At 29.6% G+C, this 11,921-nt stretch carries 13 protein-coding genes; 5 read left to right on the plus strand and 8 right to left on the minus strand.

Annotated elements, in window-relative coordinates; genetic code table 11:
- Nucleotides 1–103: 103 nt before the first annotated feature.
- Nucleotides 104–199 (minus strand): cytochrome b6-f complex subunit PetL, encoded by a 96-nt coding sequence (locus GM3708_RS17810; protein ID WP_071827582.1) that lies wholly within the window; start codon nucleotides 197–199, stop codon nucleotides 104–106.
- A 244-nt stretch (nucleotides 200–443) separates the two neighbouring features.
- Between GM3708_RS17810 and GM3708_RS04685 the strand changes: the two genes are divergently transcribed.
- On the plus strand, nucleotides 444–2,363 hold the full coding sequence (locus GM3708_RS04685) for an NERD domain-containing protein (protein ID WP_066344521.1): 1,920 nt from the start codon (nucleotides 444–446) through the stop codon (nucleotides 2,361–2,363).
- Between the two features lie 165 nt (nucleotides 2,364–2,528).
- Here GM3708_RS04685 and GM3708_RS04690 read toward each other — a convergent pair whose 3' ends face one another.
- From GM3708_RS04690 to GM3708_RS04705, 4 genes are all read right to left on the minus strand, one after another.
- Nucleotides 2,529–3,164: a ribonuclease H-like domain-containing protein gene (locus GM3708_RS04690; RefSeq protein WP_066344523.1), complete on the minus strand. Its 636-nt coding sequence runs from the start codon at nucleotides 3,162–3,164 to the stop codon at nucleotides 2,529–2,531.
- Nucleotides 3,165–3,258: 94 nt separating this feature from the next.
- Nucleotides 3,259–3,561: a DUF6679 family protein gene (locus GM3708_RS04695; RefSeq protein WP_066344524.1), complete on the minus strand. Its 303-nt coding sequence runs from the start codon at nucleotides 3,559–3,561 to the stop codon at nucleotides 3,259–3,261.
- 433 nt (nucleotides 3,562–3,994) lie between these two features.
- Nucleotides 3,995–4,918 carry an alpha/beta fold hydrolase gene (locus GM3708_RS04700; RefSeq protein ID WP_066344526.1) on the minus strand — a complete coding sequence of 308 codons (924 nt, stop codon included), beginning with the start codon at nucleotides 4,916–4,918 and terminating at the stop codon, nucleotides 3,995–3,997.
- Between the two features lie 229 nt (nucleotides 4,919–5,147).
- The gene (locus GM3708_RS04705) at nucleotides 5,148–5,690 is read right to left on the minus strand and encodes a PD40 domain-containing protein (protein WP_066344527.1); all 543 of its coding nucleotides are present in this window, start codon (nucleotides 5,688–5,690) and stop codon (nucleotides 5,148–5,150) included.
- A 196-nt stretch (nucleotides 5,691–5,886) separates the two neighbouring features.
- Between GM3708_RS04705 and pstS the strand changes: the two genes are divergently transcribed.
- A complete protein-coding gene (pstS, locus tag GM3708_RS04710) occupies nucleotides 5,887–6,972 on the plus strand; it encodes a phosphate ABC transporter substrate-binding protein PstS (RefSeq protein WP_066344530.1) in 1,086 nt (361 codons plus the stop codon).
- 133 nt (nucleotides 6,973–7,105) lie between these two features.
- Here the strand turns inward: pstS and GM3708_RS04715 are convergent, their stop codons facing one another.
- From GM3708_RS04715 to GM3708_RS04725, 3 genes are all read right to left on the minus strand, one after another.
- The gene (locus GM3708_RS04715; RefSeq protein ID WP_066344532.1) at nucleotides 7,106–7,696 is read right to left on the minus strand and encodes a phycobiliprotein lyase; all 591 of its coding nucleotides are present in this window, start codon (nucleotides 7,694–7,696) and stop codon (nucleotides 7,106–7,108) included.
- 80 nt (nucleotides 7,697–7,776) lie between these two features.
- The gene (locus GM3708_RS04720; protein WP_066344533.1) at nucleotides 7,777–8,865 is read right to left on the minus strand and encodes a tetratricopeptide repeat protein; all 1,089 of its coding nucleotides are present in this window, start codon (nucleotides 8,863–8,865) and stop codon (nucleotides 7,777–7,779) included.
- 85 nt (nucleotides 8,866–8,950) lie between these two features.
- Nucleotides 8,951–9,679 carry a 16S rRNA (uracil(1498)-N(3))-methyltransferase gene (locus tag GM3708_RS04725; RefSeq protein WP_066344534.1) on the minus strand — a complete coding sequence of 243 codons (729 nt, stop codon included), beginning with the start codon at nucleotides 9,677–9,679 and terminating at the stop codon, nucleotides 8,951–8,953.
- A gap of 348 nt (nucleotides 9,680–10,027) precedes the next feature.
- Between GM3708_RS04725 and GM3708_RS19755 the strand changes: the two genes are divergently transcribed.
- From GM3708_RS19755 to GM3708_RS04735, 3 genes are all read left to right on the plus strand, one after another.
- Nucleotides 10,028–10,120 (plus strand): hypothetical protein, encoded by a 93-nt coding sequence (locus GM3708_RS19755; RefSeq protein WP_396229665.1) that lies wholly within the window; start codon nucleotides 10,028–10,030, stop codon nucleotides 10,118–10,120.
- Nucleotides 10,096–10,233, plus strand: coding sequence for a hypothetical protein (locus tag GM3708_RS18655; RefSeq protein ID WP_158505849.1), 138 nt, complete (start codon nucleotides 10,096–10,098; stop codon nucleotides 10,231–10,233). The genes GM3708_RS19755 and GM3708_RS18655 overlap by 25 nt, the downstream gene beginning before the upstream one ends.
- An 80-nt stretch (nucleotides 10,234–10,313) precedes the next feature.
- Nucleotides 10,314–11,891: an NAD(P)H-quinone oxidoreductase subunit 4 gene (locus GM3708_RS04735; protein ID WP_066344537.1), complete on the plus strand. Its 1,578-nt coding sequence runs from the start codon at nucleotides 10,314–10,316 to the stop codon at nucleotides 11,889–11,891.
- Nucleotides 11,892–11,921: the final 30 nt, after the last annotated feature.

Raw genomic sequence — 11,921 nt, forward strand, 5'->3', positions numbered from 1 at the left:
TACATATGATAATAGTGATCCGCCTATTTTGTAATATAAAAGAATTAAAATGGCTGACAATAAATTCATCAACCATTTACATACAAAAAAATAATCTTCAAAATTAAAGAAATTTAATAGCACGGAAACCATAATATAAGCTTAAAGCAATCACGGAAAATCCACCAATAAATCCTACGTAAGCAATCAATCCGGTCATAAAGAAAATCTCCTAATAAATTATTAATAATTTCGTATTTTATAATACTTTAAGACAATGAACAAGGTTAAGTAAGTGAGTATAATTATTTGTGGATTTTATTTTTTCTAAGCTTTTGGTAATAATGGGTTTAAACCCCTTGGCTACTTATACACAATTAATTTTGCCGAAGTACTTAAGAATATTTCAGATTTTTACATAGGATAGTAAAATGTAAGTCCCAATATTTATTGTGAGTTAAAGTATGGCAAAAGTATTTCCTTCTTTAGAGCAATTTCCTAATCTTCGTCAAAAACCCACTGATGGAGAATCTCATTTAATCAATTTTTTGATCAATAATTTAGATGATTCTTATGAAATCTATTTTCAGCCTTTTTTAAATGGCGATCGCCCTGATATTATATTAATGAGAGAATATTCGGGAGTAATGATTATTGAAGTAAAAGACTGGCATTTAGAAAATTATAGAATTAATCAAAAAAAGCAATGGGAAGTTACTCAAAATGGTGAAAATTGGTATAGTATTAAATCACCAATAGATCAAGTTTTAGTTTATAAACAAAATCTTTATGATTTGCATATTGAGAATTTATTAGAAAAAAATATTAAACAATCTCATCATTGGGCAATTGTCACTTGTGCGGTTTATTTCCATTGTGAAACAGAAGCAAAAATTAATCACTTTTTAACTGGTCATTTTCAACAGGATCAAAGTTATCTTAACTTTTTAAGTCATCAAATAATATTAGGAAATGATTCTTTAAAAAAGGAGAATTTTAATAAGATTTTAGATAAAAATTATTTGAATAAAAAATCAAAATATTTTGATGAGCAATTATATAAAAGTTTTAAACGTCATTTACAACCTCCTTATCACACAAAAGAAGAAGGGAAAGAGTTAAATTATACCAGTAAACAACAAGAGTTAATCATCAGTAAAATAGGGCAACAAAAAGCTAAAGGTGTAGCTGGTTCGGGAAAAACTTGTGTGTTAGCAAAAAGAGCAGTAAATGCTTTAAAAAGAATAGAAAATGAAGATAATATTTATCAACCAAAAATTCTGATACTCACATATAATATAACTTTAATAAATTATATTCATGATCGAATTAGTGAGATAAAGGAAGATTTTAATTGGAGTAGTTTTCATATTATAAATTATCACGATTTTATCACTCAAGAATTAAATAATTTAGAAATAAAAATAGATATTCCTGATGATTTTGATGATTGGAATAGTGAATCCCGTTCTCTATATTTTGAGACTAATTATTATAGCAATCTTGATTTATTTCTTAACAATACAAGAAAAATTAAGCAATATTCTGTCATTTTTATTGATGAAATTCAGGATTATAAAAAAGAATGGGTAGAAATAATTAAAAAATGTTATTTAGAAGATAATGGAGAATATGTAGTTTTTGGAGATGAAAAACAAAATGTTTATGAACGAAAAATGGAAGTAGATAAAAAACCTTATACTGGAATAGGTGGTGCATGGAATTTATTAAAACAATCTTTTCGTTTATCCTCTAATATTGCTAATTTAGCTAGTAATTTTCAGCAAGAATTTTTTACTGATAAATATGAAATAGAAAAGGTGGAAATTAGCGAACATAATATATTTTCTTTTTCACAAAATATAGAATATATTTCTATGACTTCATTTTCTTCAGAAAAAATCACTAATTTAATTAAAGAAAAAGTAGAAAAATATGCTATTCACCCTAATGATATTTCTATTCAAAGTTCACGAATAGGATGTTTAAGAAAAATAGACTATTATTTTAGAAATACTCAAAAATTAAAAACAACTAGAATATTTGAAACTCAAGAAATCTATCAAAATTTAGCCGAAAAAAATCTCACTAGAAATAGATTTAGAAATACTTTAGAAACTATCAGAAAAAATAAAAAAAGACATTTTTGGATGAATACAGGAAATACTAAATTTTCTACCATACACAGCTTTAAAGGTTGGGAAATCGATACTTTATTTTTACTTATTGAAAAAGACTCAGAAAAAAACTGTTTTATAACTGATGAATTAATTTATACGGCTATTACTCGTTGTCGTAATAATTTATTTATCATCGATTTAGAAGGCAATCGTTATAAAGATTTTTTCCAATCTTTTTTATCATCTGATCACATCCGTGTTTAATCTCAAATCTCAATTATAAATTGTTAAATACTTAGGCAAAATTAATTGTGTATAAGTAGTCTAAGCCAAGGGGTTTAAACCCCTTGTTACCCATTGTTGCCAAAGGTTTAAGAAAGATAAAATCCACAATTAATGATACTCATTTACTTAATTGTTAATTTTTAACTACGTTTGATGTTCAAACACATTGTTATAATACATCAAATCTAAATCTACAAATAAAGAAATGGCTTCAAAACATCTTTTCGTTAACTCCCAACGATCTTCTCTTTGCAACATTGTAATTAGCTTTTGTCTTACAGGAATTAAATAACGAACATCATTAGCCGCATAACTTAGTTGTTCAGCTGATAAACTATTAACATTACCCCAATCTGAACTTTGAGCCTTTTTATCTAATTCTACCCCTTCTAATTCTTGTACAAGGCTTTTTAAACCATGACTTTGAGTATAAGTACGTGCAATTTTACTAGCTATTTTCGTACAAAAAATAGATGCTGTTTCCACATTAAAAGTATATTTGAATTGACAAACATCAAATCGAGCGTAATGAAAAATTTTCGTAATTTTAGAAGATTCTAATAATCTAGTCAAATTAGGAGCAGAAGTTTGCCCTTTCGTAATACGAATGGCGGTAACAAAACCTTGAGGATCACATATTTGTACTAAACAAAGGCGATCGCGCTGTGGTACTAAACCCATAGTTTCAGTATCCATAGCTAAACATTCTGCTTGGAGATACTGATTAAAAATATTTTCAGGTAAATCCCCTTCACACACTAAGAAATTATTTAATGACATTTATATAAAAGTTGAGAATTGAGAGATTGAGGATTAGAGATGAGGAATTTTTATTGTCCTCTTTTTTCTCTTGTGATTACTTATTACTTATTAATTATTCTTCTTGGTGACGAGGATAAATTTGCTCGGCTTCAGGACAATCATCTGACACAAGTATTTCACTATAACCACGAGGCACAGAAGCTAATTTCCGACTAATAGCACCAATGCTTTCAAGACGAACAAATTCTTCCCAAGAGCTATTCTCATAGTCTTCTTCCATTTCATAACGAATAGTAACTACATCGCCCTCGATGGCAATGACTTGAGCGTCTTCAATCCAACGTTGTTGATCTCGCAGGAAAATAGAGACATCACAACCTTCTTTATACATCTGATAAATTTTGCGGTCTAACATATACTTCTCCTTACACTGCTAAAGATCAAAATAATTTTTAGAATAATTGTAATGGTAAAACTTCTTAAGGCGAGTTTTTTTTTCAAAATCAAGGTAAATAAAAATGTCTATGGTAACTAATTTTTATCTAAGTTCGAGCTAAAAATAAGCGGTGACTGACTCTCATTGACACGTAGATTGTGTTTTTCATAAATTAATAAAACTTTCTCAAAAATATACAAAGACTGAGATTTTTTCTCCTTGTCCACTTTTCTACTCGTCCTTCTGTCTTGTCTTCATTATTTTTTTTCTATCGAACTGAAATAATTTTTAAGATTTGAGTACATAAACATTATTGGAAACATCAAAAATATTAAAAGCCATGAAGATAAACTTTGGATGGGCATGGTTATTTCTTAGGGAGAATTGATTCTAAAATTTTGAACTTATTGATCTATCGTAGCATTTTATTTGGATTAATCTTGATCTTATTAGATTGAATAATATTAAAAGTATATTCAGCGACCAATTTTGTTTGTTCTAACATGGCAAAATGTCCACAATCATTAATTTCATACACATTTTGTTGATGATGTTGAAAAAGAGTATGAAAACTAGCTAAATGTTTAACATATTGAGTTTCCATAATTTGATCTTGTTTTCCAGCGATAAAATATACGGGTTGATTTAAACGAGCTACTATTTGCGGTAAATAATGAACTTCATCTTCAGTGGTAGATTCTAATAATGAACCAATAGCCGCTTTTTCATCAGCGAATAAAAAATCTTTGAGTCTTTGTTTACCCCACCGAAGTTTTAAAGGTTTTTTGACCATCATTATAGCAAAAATAAAATCAAAAAATGGTATCTTCAACAACCATTGAGGACGAAATTTAACTAAGTTTTCTCCTGCTTTGCGAAAACGCTCAAATTCTTCTTGAAGATAAATTCCTCCCCCAGCATTGACACAAATCACTCCTTCGACAATATCACTGCAAATATCAGCTCCCCATAAAGCAATACTACCACCCAAAGAATGACCAATAAGCCAAGCATTTTGAATATTTAATTGAGTTAATAATTCTTTTAAATCTTCCGCATAACTATGTAAACTAAAAGATTTATTTTTTGATAATAGTTGATTCTTTTCATCACTTTCTTCCGTTGATGAAGATAAAATCTGAGAAGCGCCAAATCCTCTTAAATCATAAACTAAACAAGAATATTGATGCTTGAGTTGATCAATTAATGGTGTCCAATATTGACCACTTAATAACCATCCATGAATAAAAACCAATATTGGTTTAGATGAGTCGTAAGATTCACTTTTTGTAAATTCATAATAATGATTAACACCACGAATATTAATTTTATTCATCGATTTAGTTGGCTTTCACTACTTCCTAATACATTTTAGGAAACGATTAAATTCTTCCATTTTTTCAATATAACTCACAATGGTTAAAGAAAAAAATTGACTCCCAATATTGTATAAATTATTGTTAATGATATAAAATATTATGTTATCAACTATCAATTAGGCGGAAAGTCTTCGCCTCTCCTGTCTTCCGAGTCTTCCGATTTACCAGTTTTCGCCAGTAAATTATTTACTGCAACAAATTAGTAGGAATATTCAATACGTTTCCTTTTATATCAGTCACTACAATATCCCATTGACCATTATTAGCTATTTCAAAAGTTATTCTTTCACCGTTACTGCTAATCATGGCATTTCTAATTTCATTTTTGAGCTGAGTAATTAAAGGACGTTTTTGCTGAGTTGTACGATCATATAAAAATAAACTTGATTTTCCTTGCACTAAAGCAATAAATAATAAATAACGTCCATCCTCTGATATAGAAGGGCTAGAAGCAATTTCTTCTATAGAATTTAAACCGGGCAAATCAATTAAACGTCTATTTTTTGCATCAAATAAAAAAACATCTTGAGAGCTATTACGATCAGAAACAAATGTAATATACTGACCTGAAATAGAAGGATTTAATTCTGATGAACGACTATTAAAACTTTTATTATTATCAGAAAAAGAAAAACTTAATAATCGAGGATAATTACTACAACTGGTTAAGACAAAAACACACACACCAACATTGACAAAACGAAGTAATTTCACACTATTTACAAGCATTCAGCAAAAGAATAATTAAGAGTAGTTGAATGTAAAAAAAACTTTTAATAAAACATTTGTAAGCCCAAAAATATTATCATAAATTCAACGATTAAACAACTCTTAATTTACTAATTTGTTTTCCTTTACCTGAATTTAAACTACCTAAGATATTGTTGTTTTAGAAATAGTTATTCATGGACATATTTAGGGATTTATGGTTAAGGTATCTAAAAATTTAGCTTCTAGTTTATTTGGTGCAGTTCTTTTTACCGGAGTATTAACTGGTTGTGAAAGTAAATCTAATTCGTCCGTCAGTGCACCTAGTATTGATCCCAATCAAACAGTCATGATTAAAGGTGCTGGAGCTACATTTCCTGCTCCATTATATCAGCTATGGATACAGAAATATAGCGAAGAAAAAGATAAACAAAATATTAAAATTGCTTATGATTCCGTCGGTAGCGGTGCAGGGGTTAAAAATTTCTTAAGTGAAAATGTAGATTTTGGTGCTAGTGATGCACCTTTAAATGAAGAAGAAAAGCAAAAAATGCCTAAAAATAGGGGTAAGGCTTTACAAATTCCCATGACAGGAGGATTAGTTGTTTTTGCTTATAATCTCTCAAATTATGAAGGATTAGAGGATATTCGTCTTTCTAGGGATAGTTATTGTGGTATTGTTACTGGCAATATTACGAAATGGAATGATCCCCAAATTATGGCGGATAATCCTGATTTAAGATTACCAGATCTTCCCGTAATTTTTGTTCATCGTTCTGATGGTAGTGGAACTACTTTTATCTTTACAAGTCATATCGAAAAAGTCTGTAATGATTGGAAAGCAGGAGCAGGAAAAAAGGTTGAGTGGCCTTCGGGCATTGGGGCTGATGGAAATGAGGGAGTAAGTACGCAAATTCAACAAACTGATGGTGCTATTGGCTATATTGAGTATTCTTACGCTAAAACCAAAAATTTAAAAACAGCCACCATTGAAAATAAAGCAGGTAACTTTATTAAGCCTTCTCCTGAAAGTGCTTCTAAAGCATTTGCTAATACTAATGTCCCTGACGATTTTGCTTTGGTGATACCAGATACAGACATTACTGATGCTTATCCTATTGTCGGTTTAACGTGGTTGCTTCTATATGCAAACTATAATGATCCTAATAAAATAGAAGTTATTAAAAATTTTGTACAATGGAGTTTAATCGAAGGAGACCAAAATGCAAGTACTTTAGGTTATTTACCTATTCCTGATGATTTACAAGAAAAGGTGATCACTTCCCTTAATAATAGTTTTTAGTATCAGGCTTTGGGCTAGAGAAAATGAGTTGATTAGGTTATGATAAAACCCTCAAAAGTAATTCGTTACTAATATTTCTCTTTTGCCCTTTGCCGTTTATTTTTTATTATTAGAACAAGATCTAAGTTAAGTTTTACCATCCCGTAATAGCAGGAGTATCAAGAAAAGTTTTTTCCTGATTGTGTATCGAATTTTGATTTTTCGGAGTTTCTCTTACTTCGATACAAAAAGTTGCCGTATTAAAGCCACCAAAACGTTTTACAGTGCTAGTTCTCATCCTAATATCATCGGTGACAAACCAAAATCTTTCATGAATTGTCATGGTCTCATACTCTGTAGTTAAAACTAGAGCATCATCATGATCTAAGTAATATTCTCCAGCAACGGGTACTATTTCAGCATAACCTCTTTCTCTTAATAATTTACCTTGTCGAGGATTATCAGTGGCAGGAATTAAGGCAAAAACTGTCTCACCTTTGTGATCTTCATTTTCCTTATCCCATTGCATAGCACCATCCCACGTTACATAAGAACCACCAACAGATAATTCTGGTTCAAAGGAGTGCATTTGACAAATTTCGACTATTTTAGGGTCATTTTTGTTTAATGTCTCTACTTTAATTTCAGATCCTCCTGTTTCTGCTCTTCTAAAGGGTAAATGATGAGTTGTACGCTGCGATCGCCATTTTCCTGCACTATTTTGAAAAAAGGTTAAACCATCCATAAAATGTAAAAAAAATTTAGATTAACAGATTATCTTATCATAAGTAATTTATAAAGATGAATAGGAATAAAAATATTTTATTAATAAGAATTCAACTTTAATAAAGACTGAGAAAAAATTAAACCACTATAAAGTTGAAAAGCCTCATCCCAGATATTTTTCTCTCGATGAAAAAGATTAATATGAGATTCAATTTGTTTTAACATTTCAGGAAATTGTATCACCCCTTCGCCAAATAAATTAAAATCGGACCATAATTTTTGCTCAGGCATATTATTAGTTAATAAATTAATTAAAATTTGCCATTTTTCTTTAGAAGTTTTTTGTTCTTTGATCATCTTTAAACCTTGATCAAATTTATAAAAATTATCAGTAAATCTTAAAATTAAATTATTTGATAATAAATGTAAATCATAAAACTGTGCGTAATCTAGTATAGATTGTTTTCGATATGGTTTTCCTTTAGCATCAAAATTTAAAGTTAACTCAAAGATGGGAATTAAACCCTGTACTTTATTATTGATATTATTCCATTTGAATGTTATTTCTTTTTCTTTTTGCTCTTTATCTTCCACTAAAATAGTTACTTGTTCACTATCTTGAATAATATATTTTACTTGATAAACTACGATTTTATTAATGTTCTTAATCGTTTCACAAAAACAAGGTATATTAACTTGAGATAATTCTGTTTGCCAATAATTAAGTTCGCCTAAATGACCAGTTTTATATAAACGCCAACTACGAGTAGGTATTTGTAAAGTAGCAGTATAATTATCGATGTTCATAATTTTAGATAACTTAGGCGCTAAGATTTTTTTTTCAATTAAACTAACAGACTCTAAAATTAATACAGCTAAATCTTGACCATTTTCAATATTTTTAAAATCATTAATTTTTTTTTGCTTTATTTGTTTTTCAATTTCAACTATTCTTTCAATACTATCACGAATTATTTTAATTAAAGTTGGATCAGGATATATACTATCTTTAATAATTTGACGATAATTTGCTTCTGCTTCTTGGAAATTTCCTTCTCTTTCTAAAATTAATGAATAATAGTATTTTATCCATAAATTATCATAATCATCCATAGCTAATTGATTTAAAATTTCTTTAGCTTGATTATAATTTTTGTTCTCAATTGCTAGTTTTACTTCTTCAAACATTTTAATAATTTTATTTCGCTAATGGTTAATAATTAATCAATATTTTGAAATTTATTTTTTGTTATTAGTATTTAATTCTCAATTCTTATTTATTACTTATTTCACCAACAGAAGCGATTAAAGACATCGCCATAATCGGTGCAGTAACAGCCCTTAAAATTCTTTTACCTAAAGAAATTTCTTGAAATTTACAGTCAGTAGCTATTTGAACTTCATTAGGAGTCCATCCTCCTTCACATCCAGTAGCAATCACAATTTCCGAAGCATAATCAGATAAATCCCTTGTCAAAAAATTAAGTAAATGAGGTGCATTTGTACGGGCAACACCGATATATTTTGGAATATTTCTGTCACTCATCTTCTTGAAAGCCTCAAAAATAGATACTGGTTGGGCAATATAAGGCACTATTTGTCTTTCTGATTGTTCTGCCGACTCTATCGCTATTTTACGCCATCGTTCCAATTTATTGTCTTTGGGTTTTAATAAAGTGCGCTCACTGATGACGGGCTGTAATTGATTGACTCCTAATTCTGTGGTGCAACGAATAATATCTTCAAAACCATTCCCTTTTGGTAAAGCAACTATTAAAGTCACAGAAGAATTCAATTCCCGATTTTCTTGAAGATAATTAATAATTTCTCCTCCTCTATCTGTCAATTTTACCAACCAACAATTTCCTTTCCCATCTAAGGCGATAAAATTTTGTTCATTATTGAGTCTAACTACTCGACGTAAATAATGTTCTTGTTCTGAAAAAAGGTTAATCAGATTATCTTGTTTTTGATGAGGATTAATAACTAAACGGTATAACAAACTAATTAAAATTTTAAGCTAACTTGATTATTTTTTTACTATAACGATATTTATTTAATTTCTGAATCTAATTTTTGACTCTAATTCCTAGTGTATGAATTATTATATAACTATAAAGCTATTTAAGATTTTAAAAAGATATAAGCTAATAAAAATTATCATACTGTTTTTATTAACCATAACGATCAATTTTTCCGTAGCTGACCCCAGTTTAGCGAATATTATCAAACAAACAGAAGGACAAGGACAAATGCTATATCAAGCCAGAAATCGCCTAGTAGATAATAACGGGAATAGGGAGAATATAATTTTGTAGGAATATTACCTCAATTAGCAGAAGAAAAATCTATCACCGTATCACTACCTGTTAAGGAAACATATCTGACTCTCAAAATACCTTATCCCGTTTTATTGGAATGGCAAGAAATCGCCAACAAATAATTATTAGTAGCCAGAGAAGTTTGCTCATGAGGATGAAAAAAGCGGAAAAAATCAAAAATAAACTGACTTATTTTTATGTAGCATTATTTCTATCTTTAATTATTCATGTTTAATTTTTAACTTATAGTTGGCAATCTATACAAAACTTAATACAATAAGAAAGAGATTCACTAAGTATAAATTACTATTAGTCATGATTAGTTCAGAATTTCCGTGGCTTACCGCAATTATTCTTTTTCCATTCATAAGTGCCTTTGCGATTCCTCTTATTCCTGATAAATATGGTAAAAATATCAGAAACTATGCTCTTAGCGTTGCTTTAATCAATTTTTCTTTAATAATTTACGGTTTCTGGCAAAATTATACTACTACTACTAAAGATTTTCAATTACAGGAATCTTATAGTTGGTTACCTCAAATTGGTTTAAATTGGGCATTAGGAGTTGATGGTTTATCAATGCCCTTAATCATCTTATCAGGTTTAATTTCTACCCTTGCAATTCTTGCTTCATGGCAAGTCAAACACAAATCTAAATTATATTTTTTCTTATTATTAGTTTTATATAGTGCTCAAATCGGTGTATTTGCAGCTCAAGATTTATTTTTATTTTTTATTATGTGGGAATTAGAATTAGTTCCCGTTTATTTATTAATATCTATTTGGGGTGGGAAAAAACGCCTTTATGCCGCCACAAAATTCATTCTTTACACCGCCTTAGCTTCTATTTTCATTCTCGTTGCTGGTTTAGCCATGGCATTTTATGGGGATAACTTCACCCTTAATATCGCTGAATTGGGCATGAAAAATTATCCTATAGCTTTAGAAACATTAGCTTATGTAGGATTCTTAATCGCTTTTGGTGTAAAACTACCTATTTTTCCATTCCATACATGGCTGCCAGATGCCCATAGCGAAGCCTCAGCCCCTGTATCGATGATTTTAGCCGGAGTTTTGTTAAAAATGGGGGGATATGGTTTAATTCGCTTCAATATGGAGCTTTTACCTGATGCTCATATCAAATTTGCTCCTTTATTGATTACATTAGGGGTAATTAATATAGTTTATGGTGCATTTACTGCCTTTGGACAAACTAACCTTAAACGTCGTTTAGCTTCTTCTTCTATTTCCCATATGGGATTTGTTTTAATTGGTATCGCTTCCTTTACTGACTTAGGTTTAAACGGTGCGATGTTGCAGATGTTGTCTCACGGTTTAATAGCCGCCGCTTTATTCTTCCTTTCAGGAGTTACTTATGAAAGAACTCATACCCTAATGATGGATGAAATGGGAGGCATGGGAAAAATAATGCCAAAAACCTTTGCTTTATTTACAGCAGTTTCTATGGCTTCTTTAGCTTTACCCGGCATGAGTGGTTTTGTCAGTGAATTGAGTATTTTCTTAGGAGTTGCCCAAAGTGATGCTTATAGTTCAACTTTTAAAGTAGTTATCCTCTTTTTAGCTGGAGTTGGTTTAATTTTAACTCCTATTTATTTACTTTCAATGTTAAGAATCGTTTTTTATGGTAAACAAGAAACCAGTTTAAAATTAGAGGGTTTTTCTTTTGATGCTAAACCTCGTGAAATTTTTATTACTGCTTGTTTAATTTTACCAATTATCGCTATTGGTTTATATCCTAAAATTGCGATGGATAGTTATGATGTGAAAACAGTTGAAATAGCTAGTAAAGTTCGATCTTCTTTAGAAGTTATTGTCTTAAAATCTGATCTTAATTCTGAAGCTAATTTCACAATTGCAGATATTAATCATTAATAATTAACAATTAACAATTAACAATTAACA

The sequence above is a fragment of the Geminocystis sp. NIES-3708 genome, from assembly GCF_001548095.1.
Classification (GTDB): Bacteria; Cyanobacteriota; Cyanobacteriia; order Cyanobacteriales; family Cyanobacteriaceae; genus Geminocystis.